Origin of the sequence: Cryobacterium sp. TmT2-59, assembly GCF_004403545.1 — a bacterium.
GTDB classification, from domain to species: domain Bacteria; phylum Actinomycetota; class Actinomycetes; order Actinomycetales; family Microbacteriaceae; genus Cryobacterium; species Cryobacterium shii.
On sequence record NZ_SOGM01000100.1, the window covers coordinates 42,645 to 56,135 of the forward strand.

At 71.1% G+C, this 13,491-nt stretch carries 13 protein-coding genes; 4 read left to right on the top strand and 9 right to left on the bottom strand.

Going from position 1 to position 13,491, the window contains the following annotated elements; translation table 11 throughout:
* Positions 1-98: 98 nt before the first annotated feature.
* The 8 genes from E3T24_RS15725 to E3T24_RS18200 form a co-directional block, all read right to left on the bottom strand.
* A complete protein-coding gene (locus tag E3T24_RS15725) occupies positions 99-521 on the bottom strand; it encodes a DUF302 domain-containing protein (protein WP_134368160.1) in 423 nt (140 codons plus the stop codon).
* 131 nt (positions 522-652) lie between these two features.
* Positions 653-1,495, bottom strand: a complete 843-nt coding sequence (locus E3T24_RS15730; RefSeq protein ID WP_134368159.1) for an SDR family NAD(P)-dependent oxidoreductase — start codon at positions 1,493-1,495, stop codon at positions 653-655.
* A 30-nt stretch (positions 1,496-1,525) separates the two neighbouring features.
* Positions 1,526-1,885 carry a Fe-S oxidoreductase gene (locus E3T24_RS15735; protein ID WP_134402614.1) on the bottom strand — a complete coding sequence of 120 codons (360 nt, stop codon included), beginning with the start codon at positions 1,883-1,885 and terminating at the stop codon, positions 1,526-1,528.
* 221 nt (positions 1,886-2,106) lie between these two features.
* Entirely contained in the window at positions 2,107-3,555 is a 1,449-nt protein-coding gene (locus tag E3T24_RS15740; RefSeq protein WP_134434853.1) for an NAD(P)/FAD-dependent oxidoreductase, read from the bottom strand.
* Positions 3,556-3,636: 81 nt separating this feature from the next.
* Positions 3,637-4,455, bottom strand: coding sequence for a crotonase/enoyl-CoA hydratase family protein (locus tag E3T24_RS15745; protein ID WP_241978718.1), 819 nt, complete (start codon positions 4,453-4,455; stop codon positions 3,637-3,639).
* Positions 4,456-4,584: 129 nt separating this feature from the next.
* The gene (locus tag E3T24_RS15750) at positions 4,585-5,418 is read right to left on the bottom strand and encodes an arginase family protein (protein WP_134434854.1); all 834 of its coding nucleotides are present in this window, start codon (positions 5,416-5,418) and stop codon (positions 4,585-4,587) included.
* 120 nt (positions 5,419-5,538) lie between these two features.
* Entirely contained in the window at positions 5,539-6,270 is a 732-nt protein-coding gene (locus E3T24_RS15755; protein ID WP_134368155.1) for a PspA/IM30 family protein, read from the bottom strand.
* Between the two features lie 80 nt (positions 6,271-6,350).
* On the bottom strand, positions 6,351-8,426 hold the full coding sequence (locus E3T24_RS18200; protein ID WP_134434855.1) for a TPM domain-containing protein: 2,076 nt from the start codon (positions 8,424-8,426) through the stop codon (positions 6,351-6,353).
* Between the two features lie 236 nt (positions 8,427-8,662).
* On the opposite strand from E3T24_RS18200, the gene E3T24_RS15765 reads away from it, so the two are divergent.
* From E3T24_RS15765 to E3T24_RS15775, 3 genes are all read left to right on the top strand, one after another.
* Positions 8,663-9,460, top strand: coding sequence for a gamma-glutamyl-gamma-aminobutyrate hydrolase family protein (locus tag E3T24_RS15765; protein WP_134404211.1), 798 nt, complete (start codon positions 8,663-8,665; stop codon positions 9,458-9,460).
* A 300-nt stretch (positions 9,461-9,760) separates the two neighbouring features.
* Entirely contained in the window at positions 9,761-11,092 is a 1,332-nt protein-coding gene (locus tag E3T24_RS15770) for a M20/M25/M40 family metallo-hydrolase (RefSeq protein WP_134368152.1), read from the top strand.
* A 15-nt stretch (positions 11,093-11,107) separates the two neighbouring features.
* Positions 11,108-11,509, top strand: a complete 402-nt coding sequence (locus E3T24_RS15775; RefSeq protein WP_134402609.1) for a DUF1294 domain-containing protein — start codon at positions 11,108-11,110, stop codon at positions 11,507-11,509.
* 135 nt (positions 11,510-11,644) lie between these two features.
* Here the strand turns inward: E3T24_RS15775 and E3T24_RS15780 are convergent, their stop codons facing one another.
* Complete coding sequence (locus E3T24_RS15780; protein ID WP_134368150.1) at positions 11,645-12,028, bottom strand: DUF1304 domain-containing protein; 384 nt, start codon at positions 12,026-12,028, stop codon at positions 11,645-11,647.
* Between the two features lie 136 nt (positions 12,029-12,164).
* On the opposite strand from E3T24_RS15780, the gene E3T24_RS15785 reads away from it, so the two are divergent.
* On the top strand, positions 12,165-13,373 hold the full coding sequence (locus E3T24_RS15785; RefSeq protein ID WP_134368149.1) for a sulfatase-like hydrolase/transferase: 1,209 nt from the start codon (positions 12,165-12,167) through the stop codon (positions 13,371-13,373).
* Positions 13,374-13,491: the final 118 nt, after the last annotated feature.

The window sequence follows — 13,491 nt, forward strand, 5'->3', positions numbered from 1 at the left end:
CGCAACGCCCGGTCTCTCTCGAGGCCGGGCGTTGCGCGTGCCCGGGGCGCCGCCCGGATGGGCACGCGGAGGGGCAGGCACGCGTGGAGTCGCCGGCTTCAGGCGCGGGCCGGGCCGCCCTGCACCGCTAGGAGGGCGGCCCGCAACCGGCTGTCCGCATCGGCCGCGACGGACGCGATCTCCGGGGCGTGGCTGAGCTGCACCATGATGGCTGGATTGATGGCTTGCACGGTGGTGGCTTCGGCGTCGGGACCGCGTCGCACGACCACATTGCAGGGGAGCAGGGCGCCGATCTCGGGGTCGGCCATGATCGCCCGCCGTGCCAGCCCCGGGTTGCAGGCGCCGAGAATCAGATAATCGCCGACCGTCTGGGCCGCGTCCGCGCCGAGTTTCTCCGCGAAGGTGGCGTGCACGTCGATTTCAGACAGCACCCCGAAGCCCTGGGCGGCGAGGGCCACCCGGGTCAGCTGGACCGCCTCGTCGAACGGTGCGTCCACCGTGATCGTGTGTGCGTAGGTCATCGTGTCCTCCTGTCGGCCGGGCCCGCGTTCAGGGTCGGGCGGCCTGTTCTGGAACCATCATGCGCGCCAGACCACCCGCGCGCCACCGCGCCGGGTGACCAACACGAATCCGGTGTGAATCGCGCGTGGATCTAGCCGGGCAGGGGCGCGGCGTGCCCGGTGACCAGGGCGGCGCTCTGCTCCCAGAGCGCCGCGGCCAGGGCAGGGTCGTAGGCCTGCTTGTTGGCCTTCTGGATGACGCGCTTCTCGTAGTACTCGCCTGACACCCAGTCGGTCCCGGGCTTCGCGGTCGCCAGCCAGACCAGGGTGTCGGCGCCCTGTTCCGCCCCGAGCAGCAGTCGCTTGAGCGGGGTGCGGTAGATCAGCCGCATCAGGGTGGTCGACCCGGTGGAGAAGCTCGTCGCGACCACGCCGGGGTGGAAGGCGGCCGTGCTGATTCCCTGGTCGTGGAAGCGGTGGTGGAGCTCTCTGGTGAAGAGGATGTTCGCGAGCTTGCCGTCGCCGTACGCCTTGTTGGCGGAGTACTTCGTCTCGGCCTGCAGATCGTCGAGGTCGATCTTTCCGAAGAGCAGGTTGGCGGCGCTGGACGTGTTGATCACCCGGGCCTGGCTGGCGACGAGCCGCTCCATTAGCAGCGTGGTCAGCAGGAAGGGGGCCAGGTGGTTGACCTGGAAGGTCAACTCGTAGCCATCGACGGTCGTTTCGCGATTGCCCATGATGCCGCCGGCGTTGTTGGCGAGCACGTCGATCCGGGGGTAGCGTTCCAGCAGCTGCGCCGCGAGGGTGCGCACCTCGTCCAGGCGGGCGAAGTCGGCGACGAAGAAGTCCGCGCCGAGCTCCGCGGCCACGGCGGCGGTCTTGGCGGGGGAGCGGCCCACGATCACGACGCGGTCGCCGTCCCGGCCGAGGGCGCGGGCGGCGGCGGTGCCGATCCCGTCGCTGGCGCCGGTGATCAGGATTGTTCGTGCGGTCATTCTGGTCCCCCTGGGTCGAGTGATTCGGTGTTACCTGGCATAGCCGCCCTTCTCGAGGCCGGCTTCGATCTCGAAGCGGTTGCGCAGCGGATTGCGGCCGGCCACCAGGTAGAGCAGCGGAAAGACCATGCCGAAGCGCTGCCACTGGCGTTTGTGCACGGCCTCGTGCTCGAGGATCGCCGTCGACACGTTCTGGTTGGTCAGGTAGCAGGCGCCGACGCAGGATCCGCCGCGGCCGAAGGTCCAGGCGGGCATCCCACGGAAGACGACGAGGCCGCCTCGGCGCTCGACCGTGCCGGTGCTCCAGATCGAACCCCAGACCAGGCCCACCGTGGTGGCGTAGAGGTAGCCGGCCCGGCTGATGGGGGAGTCGAACAGGATGCGGCGCACCCCACCAGCGTAGGCGGCCCCCGCGGCAGAAGGCTGAGTATCCGATGATCCTCGACGGTGACGCTCGACTGTGACTCCGCGGCGCAGGTTGAGCGTGGCGGCGGTGGTTCTAGCCCGCGCCCGCGTCCACAACGTGCGCCGCGACGGGCGGGAGCCTTCGGGGCACGAGGGCGAGGGGGCCGAGGGGACGGGGGACGGCGGCCGGCGGCCCGGCCCGCCGATCAGGGGCGCCCGTACTCCTCGAGCAGGCGCAGCCAGACCTCGCTCAGGGTCGGGTAGCTCGGAACGGCGTGCCACAGCCGGCGGATCGGCACTTCGCCGACCACGGCGATGGTCGCCGCGTGCAGCAACTCCGCGACATCCGGCCCGACGAAGGTGACGCCGAGCAGAACCTCGCGGTCCAGGTCCACGATGGCACGCGCCGACCCGGTGTAGTCGTCGGCGTGCACGGATGCCCCGGCCAGCCAGCCGAGGTTGTAGTCCAGCACCCGGATGTGGAACCCTGCCCTCTCGGCAGCGTCCCGGGTCAGCCCGACAGACGCGACTTCGGGGTCGGTGAAGGTGACCTGCGGCACGGCCGCATGGTCGGCGGTGGCGGCGTGGGTGCCCCACGGTTGGTCGTCGACGGGCGTGCCGGCGGCCCGGGCCGCGATCACATCGCCGGCCGCCCGCGCCTGGTACTTGCCCTGGTGGGTGAGCAGGGCCCGGTGGTTGACGTCGCCGGTGGCGTAGAGCCAGGCCCCGGCCAGCTCGGGGGAGGAGCCCTGCACGAGCAGGGTGTCGTCGACCTCGAGCCAGTCGCCCGGGACGAGGCCGACCGTCTCCAGCCCGACGTCCCGGGTGCGGGGCAACCGGCCGGTGGCCACGAGCACCTCGGTCGCGGTGACCCGGGTGCCGTTGGAGAGGGTAAGGGTCACGTCGCCGTCACCGTTGCGGGCGGCCCCGGTGGTCGAGACGCCGGTGAGCACGGTGACGTCGCCGGCCCGCAGCGCCGCCGTGACGAGTTCGCCGGCGAAGGGCTCCTGTGTGCTCAGCAGGCCTCCGCGCACGATCATGGTGACCTCCGCGCCGAGGGAGGCGTACGCGGTGGCCATCTCGGCGGCGACCACGCCGCCGCCGATGATGGCCAGGCTGTCCGGGATGCCCCGGGCGCTGGTCGCCTCGCGGCTGGTCCACGGCGAGACGGAGGCCAGGCCGGGGATGTCCGGCAGCAGGGCCGCGGATCCCGTGCTGATGACCACCGCGTGCGTGGCGGTCAGCACGGTCGCCCGGCCGTCGGCGGAGGTCACGGTCACCTCGCGCACGCCGCTGAGGCGGGCGTGGCCGCGCACCAGGGCGATCCCGGCCTTCTCCAGCCAGCGAACCTGGCTCTCGTCCGACCAGTCGTGCGTGATGGCGTCGCGGCGGCGCAGCACCGCCGCGACATCCACGTCGCCGGTCACAGCCTCGACGGCCCCGCCCACACGCCGGGCTGCGGCCAGGGCGGCGCCGCTGCGCAGCAGGGCCTTCGATGGCATGCAGGCCCAGTAGGAGCACTCGCCGCCGACCAGTTCGGCCTCGACGATGACGGTGCGCAACCCGGACGAGCTGGTGCGGTCGGCGACGTTCTCACCCACGGCGCCGGCGCCGATCACGATCACGTCATAGGTGCTGCTGCTGGCGGCGGGCATCCGTCTCTCCTCGGTCAGTGGTGCGGTCAGTACTTCGGTCAGTGCGTCGGTCAGTGCGTCGGTCGGTGCTTCGGGAGCGGCTCAGCGGCCGACGAAGGTCGCGGGCTTCCGGGTCACGAAGGCTTCCATGCCGATGAGGGAATCTTCGGTCGCGGCCAGGCGGGCCAGGGCTGGCTGCAGCTCCGCCTCGGCGGCCGCGGCGCCGTCGCGCACGGCGGTGCGGGCGTTCGCGAGGGTCGCCTGCACGGCGAGCGGCGCCTGGGCGGCGACCCGCTCGGCCAGTTCCAGCGCACGGTCGAACTGGGTGCCGTCCGGCACGACCTCCTGCACGAGACCGATCCGGTGAGCCTCCGCGGCGTCGAACATGTCGCCGGTGAGGAGCCAGCGCATCGCATTGCCCCAGCCGGCGGCGCGCGGGAAGCGAATGGTGGCGCCGCCGAACGGCAGGATGCCGCGGGCCACCTCGATCTGGCCGAACCGGGTCGACTCGGCCGCGACGGAGATGTCGCTGGTGAGCATGAGCTCGATGCCGAGGGTGAGGCAGGTGCCCTGCACCGCCATCACCACCGGTTTGGACACGCTCCGCCCGTCGACCTGCCACGGGTGGATGCCGCCTTCGGGCACCATGTCGAGGCCGTCCGGCCCGATCCTCGGCCCGACGTCCGCCAGGTCGAGACCGGCCGTGAAATGGTCGCCGACGGCGTAAACGAGGCCGACCCGCAGCTCGGGGTCGCGTTCGAGCTCACCGTAGGCGAGGGCCAGCTGCTGCAGCAGGGCGAAGTCGGCGGCGTTGCGCTTCTCCGGTCGGTTGAACCCGATCAGGAACACGTGTCCGCGCCGCTCCGTGATGATCCTTGGTTCGGGACCGGACTGCTCGGAACCGGAAATCTGCTCGTTCACGGATGCCTCCTTTGGCGTCGTGACGCTCGGCGCGTCGGTCCTATGCTACGGGTGTGCCGCCGGGTCGGTGAGCGCAAGGCCGGGTCAGAGCGGGTTAATGGGGCCTCGGTCGAGACCGGGCCGACTTCGTCAGCGGGTCAGGGCGCCGATGATGCGCAGGATGCTGGGGAGGTCGTCGCTGGCCGCTTCCGGTGACGACGGCGAGAAGCCGGCGATGGTGGCTCCGGCCAGCTCGAAGTTCGCCCGCAGGGCGGTGATCGCCGCGTTCAGCGCCTCGACGCTCAACCCGAACGGGTACAGGTCGGCCAGGCCGCCCAGCACGGACGGGTCCAGCACGTTCAGGTCCAGGTGCAGGTAGAACGCCGTTGCCCCGGTGGCGAGCACGGCGGCGACCAATGCATCGGGGGTGTCCAGGTCCCCGATCGGGAGGCTCACGATCCGGAGTTCCTGAATCAGGTCGGCTTCGGCCGGGTCGATGTCCCGGGCGCCGCCGATCACGACCCGCTCCAGCGGGATGCGGTCGTCGGCGCCGAGGGTCAGACCCTCGGCCCCCTCGCCGGTGATGGCCCGCAGCACCATGCCGGCGAACCCGCCGGAGGGCGAGGACTCCGGGGTGTGCAGGGCCGGGTGCGCGTCGAGCCAGACCAGGGCCAGGTGACCCGGATGCTCCCGCGCGGCGTGTTCGACGGCGGCGAGGGAGATCCCGTTGTCGCCGCCGATCGTCAGCACCGCGTCGGTGCTGCCGCGGAGCGTGGCCGCGAGGCGCTCCCGCACCGTGACCAGGGTGGAGAAGCGGTCGATGCCGGTGCCCTGCGAATCTCCGGCCTCGACCGGCACGGGAACCTCCCGGGTCGCCGACGAGGGAAGGTCGCCCCGGATCGCCTCCGCCCCGTCACTCAGGCGCATCGCGCGCGGAGAAACCGAACCCTGCCACTGCGGCACAACAACGAAGGTGGGAGCCATCTCCTCAGTATGCTCCAAGACCCTGATTCCGCGGGAGATTTCTGCGGGCACAGAGACGGGCGCCGGCGGGATGTTCCCGTCGGCACCCGGTTGCGCCCCGAGCGGAGGCCCGGAGCGTTGCTACTGCGTGATGGAGCTGGTTCCGCCGGCCTTCATGGCGGCGAGCCGGGCGTCGACCTCGGAGAGCTCGCCGAGGTCTTCGAGGCTTTCGAACTGGGCGTCCAGGCTCGATGCGGCCAGCTCGTTGGCACCGCGCACGCGGGCTTCCTCGCGGCGGATCTTGTCTTCGAAACGGCTGACCTCGCTGGTGGGATCCATGATGTCGATGCTCTTGACGGCATCCATCACCTTGGTCTGCGCCTCGGCGGTCTTCGAGCGGGCGATCAGTTCGTTGCGCTTGGAGGAGAGCTGGTTCAGCTTCTCCTTCATCTTGTTCAGGCCGTCCTTGAGCTGGGCGACGACGGCGGTCTGCGAGGCGATCTGCGGCTCGGCCTGCTTCGCTTCCTTCTCGGACTGCATCTGGCGTCCGAGGGCCACCTTGGCGAGGTTGTCGAAGCGGTCCGCGTCGGCCGCGTTGCCGGCCGAACGCAGTTCATCCGCTTTGCGGCTGGCTGCCAGGGCCTTGCTGCCCCACTCGCTCGCCGCCTCGACGTCTTCGCGGTAATCGTCCTCGAGCAGGCGCAGATTGCCGATCGTCTCTGCGATGGCGCTCTCCGCGTCGGCGATGCTGTTGGTGTAGTCGCGCACCATCTGGTCGAGCATGCGCTTCGGGTCCTCCGCGGAGTCCAGAAGCGCGTTGATGTTCGCCTTGGCCAGCTGGGAGATGCGGCCGAAGATTGACTGTTTCGTCATTGCGGTGTCCTTTCGAATGTCCGGATGAACGGATGTTTCCATTGTGTCGGGAAGTGGTGTGAAACGGATGTGCCCGGCGCCTAGAACCTGCCCCCGCCGCCGCGGCGTGACCGGGCGCCCGCGCCGCCGAAACCGCCGGGGATGCCGAAGCCGCCGCCCCCGCCTCGGCGACCGCCCCCGCTCCCGCCGCCGAACATGCCGCCGCTCCGGCCGCCTCCGCCGCCGGACAGGATCGAGCTGATCAGGATGCCGCCGAGGATGGCGCCCATCGTGCCGTTGTCGCCGCCTCCGCCTCCGTAGCCGGCACCGCGGGCGCCCTGGCCGGCGAACCCGTCCACATCGTTTCGGGCGCGGGCGATGGCGTCCGCGGCGAGGGCGTTGGCGCGCTGGGAGGCCGCGAGGGCTGCGGGAGGGTCGGTGGCCGCCGTGGATTCGGCTTCGACCAGGAGCCGTCCCGCCTCGGCCAGCCGGGTCCGGGCCTCCGCGCCGACGGCCCCGCGGCGGGCGGTGATGAAGTCCTCCGCGGCCGACACCCGGCCGCGCGCCGCCAGCAGGTTCTGGTTCAGGGCGGCCTGGGCGCGCTGGGCCTGGGCGACGGCGTCCCGCACGCCCTGCAGCGCGGCATCCATCTGGGTGTTGGCGGCGTCGAGCAGGCGCATCAGTTCCAGCGGATTGACGTGGCCGGCGCCGAGCCGGGTTGTGACCTCGGCCAGCGTCTGCTCGGCCTGCTCGATCGCTCCGGGCAGCGCGGCCGACGCGGGGGTGTCGGTCGGCAGGCCGCGCGCCGTGATGATGTCGGACTGCAGCTCGGCGACCGTGCCGGCGACGCTCTGGTCGGCCGCCTGCAGGTCGGCACCCAGCCGGTCCACCGCGTCGAGCAGCAACGTCGCCTGGTCGACGGATTCCTCGGCGGCACGGATGCCGACGGCGGCGGCGGCCGTGTCGCCGCCGGCCAGCCGCGTTCCGCCCTCGGTCAGCGCGGTCGAGGTGAACGCCAGCCGCTCCCGGGCCTCGCGGGCGTTGTCGGCGACCGTGCCCAGCACTTCCTCGGAGTAGCGGGCCCCGAGCGCAGCGAGGGCGGCCTCGGCGGACGCCACTCGGTCGGAGACGGCGGCGGCCTTCCGGGCGACGGATGCCGCCATCTCCGGCGCGTTCTTCTCCAGCTGGCGCAGCTCGTCGAAGCTGTCGGCCTGCGCGTCCAGGGCGGCGTTGGCCTGGCCGCAGAGGTCGATGATCGCGCCGTACCAGGCCCGCTTCTGCTCCTCGGAGTCGGGGATGGCGTCGTCGAGCTGCTGCTGCAGTTCGAAGGCCTGGGTGAGCTGGGCCTTCGCCGTGACCAGGGTGGCCTGGAAGGCATCCGTGGCGGCGGCGCCGTACTGGGCGATCGCGAAGCCGAGTTCCTGCTCACTGGAACGGATCGCGTCGTCGGTCTGCACCAGGGTGCTCGCGGCGCGCCGTTTGAGTTCGGGGGTCGGCAGCGCCGGGAGCCCGGTCGCCGGAGCGCCCCCGGCGGACAGGGCGCCCTTGCGGCGGCCGCGGAGGACGAAGTACAGCACCAGGCCCACGATCAGGAGCACGATCACGGCGATGACCACGAACGCCAGGACGAGGAAGCCGCCGCCCCCGCCGGCCCCGCTGCCGCCGGGGGCGCTACCCGGCGTGATCGCGGGCGCGGTGACCGGTTGGCCCTGCAGGCTGGCGGCGAGGCCGTCGGCGGCCCCGATGGCGGCTCCCGCCCAGTCGTTCTCGCGCAGGGCCGGTTCGATGGCGACGGTCTCGACCTCGGTCAGCTGGGCATCCGTCAGGGCGAAGTCGGGTGCGACCGACAGCTGGTACTCCCGGTCGCCGGTGGCGACGGCCAGCAGCACGTCGTTCGTGCCCAGCCCGTTGTTGTCGGCGGTCTTGTCGGCCCACTGCGTGCGGTCTGAGACGCCGGTGAAACTGTCGACGTAGACCACGAAGAGGTCGGTTCCGGTGTCGGCATACAGCTTGTCCAGGGCCGCGGTGACCTCGTCGCTGCGTTCGGTGACGGCACCCGCCGGGTCGGCGATGTGGCTGGCCCCGAACGTGACCGGGTCCTCGGCCCACGCGACCGTGGGAGGGGCGCAGACGCAGGCCGCTGCCACGACTACCGGGATCAGCCACCGTGACCGCATGGGCCCACTTCCTCACACAGTATCGATGCTCAGGGGTTCCTTTTTCGAGCATAGAGCGGTGTGCGGGGCGAGTCCACCGTGCGCGGCGCGCTGCGGGTGCGCGGCCGGTGCGCGGTTGCGCGGGCTGCGTTGCGCCCGGTCTGTTGCGCCCTGTTACGGCTCCGCGGGGCCCGCGGGCGGGTTCCCTGCAGACTGGTGCGACACCCCACCCCCGGAACCGGCAGCGGAAGGCGACCATGACCTCAGCATTCAGCTCGCCGCCCTACCCCGCCTCCGCTCCCGCCTCCGCGCCGCGGCTGGCCGTCGTCGAAGTCACCCGTCACCGGCCCGACCTGCCCGAGTACCACGCCAAGGTGCAGGTGCTGATCGGGAACGCCGTGACCGCCGGGGAGCGCGGCGGCTGGCAGGTCACCCGGGTGGCCGCGGCCGACCTGACCACCCCCGAGCTGCTCACGGCGACGGATGCCTGCGACGCCATCCTGATCATGGGCGGTGAAGACATCGCGCCCCGGTTCTACGGCGGCTACACCGGGTACGGGGGCGAAACCCGCCACTACGAGACGGCGGATGCCGGCCAGATCGCCCTCGTGCGGCGGGCCCTGGACCGCGGCACCCCGCTACTCGGCATTTGCCGGGGCCTGCAGATCATCAACGTGGCCCTCGGCGGCACGATCGTGCAGCACATCGAGGACGGCATCCACCGCAACGTGGGAGTGCCCATCGACCGGATCCTGAGCGAGCACCCGGTTCGGCTGATCGCCGGCAGCACACTACAGGGCAGCCTCCGCGCCACCCGGATCTCGGTGCAGAGCGCGCACCACCAGTGCGTGGGCCGGCTCGGCGAGGGCCTGTCGCCGGCCGGCGTGGCCCCGGACGGTCTGGTCGAGGCCATCGAGCACGCCTCCGCCCCGATCACGGGCGTGCAGTGGCACCCCGAGGCCCCGGATTCCCCCGCCGAGCAGCTGCCGCTGCTACTGGCCGCCCTGCAGACCCAGCTGGCCCCGGCCCGCGTCGCCGAGCAGCTCGCCGCCTGAGCCCCCTCGCCGCGCACGCCACCCCGCACCCCAAGCCCCGCCCCTAACGAATTCGACGGAGATTTTGCCCCAATCGGGCCCGAACACCCCTGAAAACGCCCTTTTTCGGCAAAATCTCCGTCGAATTGGTTCGGCGCCCACCCGGCGGGCGGACCGGTGCCGGAACGGGCGCACCGGATGCCGCGCCTCGGCATGCGACGCGTCATCCGCCGGCGACGGCACCGGGTAGAGTTCAGGCACTTCCGAAAGGACCGGTCCCATCATCGAACCGAATGCCGTGCCCAGCGGCCGCACCCGCGCATGAGCGACCAGGAAGCCCTCACCCGGCAGACCATCAACCTGCTGCGCGACCTCATCCGCAACGCCTGCGTCAACGACGGCAGCCCCGATTCGGGCGGCGAGATCCGCAGCGTGCGCACGCTGGAAGGGTTCTTCGCCGGGTCCGGGCTCGACCTCGAGGTCGTCGAACCGCACCCGGGACGCGCGTCCCTGATCGCCCGCATCCCCGGCACCGACCCCACGGCGCCCTCGCTCGCCCTGGTAGGCCACCTCGACGTGGTCCCGGTCAGCGACGGCGGCTGGACCCGCGACCCGTTCGCGGCCGAGATCGTCGACGGTGAAATCTGGGGGCGCGGCGCCCTCGACATGCTCTACCTGACCGCCAGCTACGCGGTCGTCACCCGCGCCATCGCGACGGGTTCGTTCCGCCCCCGCGGCGACCTCATCTTCGCGGCCGTCGCCGACGAGGAGGACGGCAGCCGGCTCGGGGTGGAATGGCTCACCGAGAACCGGCTCGACCTGATCGACGCCGACTACGTGCTGACCGAGTCCGGCGGCGCCATGGTCGGCCCCCGGCCGTTGATCTCCGCCGCGGTCGGCGAGAAGGGCATCGCCGGGCGACGCCTGGTCGTGCGCGGCACACCGGGTCACGGGTCGGCCCCGTGGGGCGCCCGAAACGCCGCCGTGATCGCAGCGGATGCCGTGCAACGGCTGGCCCGTTACCGCGCCCCGGTGCAGATCACCACCGACTGGCGGCACTACGTCGCGGCCCTGCACCTGGACGCACCGCTCGCCGAACGGCTGCTCGACCCCGCCCGGATCGATGACGCCCTGAACGAACTCGGCGTGCTGGCGGGCTTCGCCCACGCGTCGACGCACACCACCATCTCGCCCAACATCGTGCGGGCCGGCGTCAAGGACAACGTGATCCCGGCGCTCGCCACGATCACCCTCGACATCCGGGTGCTGCCCGACATCGCGGCCGCCGACGTCGACGCCTACCTGCGGGACGCCCTCGGCGACCTGGCCGACGACGTCACAATCGAGGGGGACGACTTCGCCGCCGCCACCCGGTCCCCGGTCGACACGCCGCTGTTCCACTCGCTCGGCAAGGCCGTGCGCCGCGCCTATCCCGACGCCGACCTGCTCCCGGTGCTCAGCGTCGGCGGCTCCGACGCCCGCTTCTACCGCCGGCGCGGCATCCCCGCCTACGGGTTCGCGCTGCTGAGTCGCCACTGGGACTACGGCACGTTCCGCCAGCTGTTCCACGGCAACGACGAGCGCATCGACATCGGTTCCATCGCTCTCACCGTCGCAGCCCTCGACACCGTCGTGCGCGACTTCCTCGACTGACCCGTGAATCGAACCATGCAGACCAGGCGGCGACGGATGCGCTCCCGCGCCAACTCCGGAGCCGTCTCCTACCTCGCCATCCCCGCGTTCCTGGCGATCTACCTGGTCGTCGGCCTGTACCGGCCGGTGCCGCTCTGGGTCGCCGGGCTCTACCTCGTCGTGAGCGTCGCCTGCTTCGTCTTCTACGCGGTGGACAAGTCCGCCGCACAGAACGGCCGCTGGCGGGTCTCGGAGAGCACTCTGCTCCTGCTGGGGCTGGCCGGCGGCTGGCCCGGCGCGATCGTCGCTCAGCAGACGCTGCGCCACAAGACCCAGAAGGCCAGTTTCCGCTCCGCATTCTGGGGGAGCGTGATCGTCAACGCGGTGGTCTTCGTGGCCTGCTTCTCGCCGCTGCTCTACGGGGTGCTCGCCGGCTGACAGGCTCGCTCAGTACCCCGGCTCGCTTGCGAGCCCCGCCGAGTTCGACACTTGCGGTCGAGTTCGACCGGCGTGCGAGGCGAACTCGACCGGAACGGGCGAACTCGGCGCGCGCCGGGGAGCGCGGGGCCGGTTTCAGCGCGCCAACGCGAACAGCACGAATCCGATCAGCGGCAGCGTGCCCTGGATGAGCGCCGCCCGTAGGTAGCCGGGTCCGGTCGTGGTGAGCACGGTGGCCGCGAGCACCATCGCGCCGGTCGTGAAGAGGATCAGGGCTGCGCCGGCGGCAGTCTCGCCGCTGAAGTACAGGACCAGGCCGATGGCCGCACCCACGCCGAGGAACAGATTGTAGAAGCCCTGGTTGTAGGCCAGGGAACGGGTGGTGTCGGCATCCGCCTGGCTGGTCAAGTTGAAGCGTTTCCAGGTGGCCGGTCTGGTCCACCAGACGCTCTCCATCAGGAAGATGTAGCCGTGCAGGATGGCGGCGAGGGCGACGAAGACGCCGGCAAGGATGCTCATCCGAGCGGCCTAAGGGGACGAGGCCGCCGCCGGTCCAGAAGCGCCGTAACCACTTGACACCTTTTCCCCGCGTGCAACCCTGCTAGATGTCTCAGTCTTGGCGCCGCGCCTGGTCTCGAGCGACCTGGAGGATGTCATGGGAATTGTGGAATACGAGCCCGGAACGCCGTTCCCCGGCGTGATCGGCCGAACGACCGACGAGTCGAGTCCGGCCTGGCCGGCGCCCATCCGGGCGAAGAAAGATGCCCCGAACGTGCTGACCATCGTGCTGGACGACACCGGCTATGGCCAGCTCGGCTGCTACGGCGGCCCGATCGCCACACCGAACTTCGACGCCCTCGCGGCATCCGGGGTGCGGTACAACAACATGCACACGACGGCGCTGTGCTCGCCGAGCCGTTCGTGCATCGTCACCGGGCGCAACCACCACAGCAACGGCATGGCCGCGATCACCGAGCTCGCCTCGGGGTACCCCGGCTACGACGGGGTCATCCCGTTCGAGAACGGATTCCTCTCCGAAATGCTGCTCGAGCAGGGCTACAACACCTTCATGGTGGGCAAATGGCACCTGACGCCGAGCAACCAGGAGACCGCCGCCGGTCCGTACACCCGGTGGCCGCTTGCCCGGGGGTTCGAACGTTTCTACGGCTTCCTGGGCGGCGATACCAGTCAGTGGTACCCAGACCTGGTCTACGACAACCACCAGGTCGACCCGCCGAAGACCCCGGAGGACATGGTCCCCACCCTGCTCGACCTGCTCGAGGTCAAGCCCCCGGCCACCAGCAGGGGCGTCACCCAGTCGCCCCTGCAGGGGGTGAGTTTCGTCGACACGCTCAACGACCAGTCGGCGCCCACCCGGCACCACACCCAGTACTTCGAGATGCTCGGCCACCGGGCGATCTACCATGACGGATGGCGCGCCGTCTGCCCCTGGCCTGGCCCGTCGTTCGCGGAGGCCGGGATGCCCTTCGGTGAGCCCATCACCGCGGAGAAGCTGTCCGAGCTCGACGCGACCGGCTGGGAGGTCTACCGGGTGGCGAGCGTCCCGGCGGAGCCAGGTTCGCGGCGCACCCTGTGGACGCCGGCGCAGCATAGAACGTGCGCCGGCGCCCATAAGGTGCGCCGTGACACCGCCGCGAGCAAAAGCCCGCGCGTCCGGCACAGCGGAGTGGCGCACACTGGATGGATGACAGAAATCGGGTTCGACGGTGATGGGCTGGCCTGTCCCGCCTGCGGCGTCGAGATGACGGAGGACGGCGTGGACACCGCCGAGGGGCTCGAGTCCTGTCATCGCTGTCCGCGATGCCGCCTGGTGGTCGTCGTGCCCGGCCTCTGGTCGACCTGAGCCAAATCTCCGCCGAGCCGTGACTTTCGCCCCCTTCTCTTAAGCTTTAAGGAGATCTGCTCACGGCTCGGCGGACCCGACAGGGGTGCTGCGGCCCAACGGCGTGCGTGAACGAACA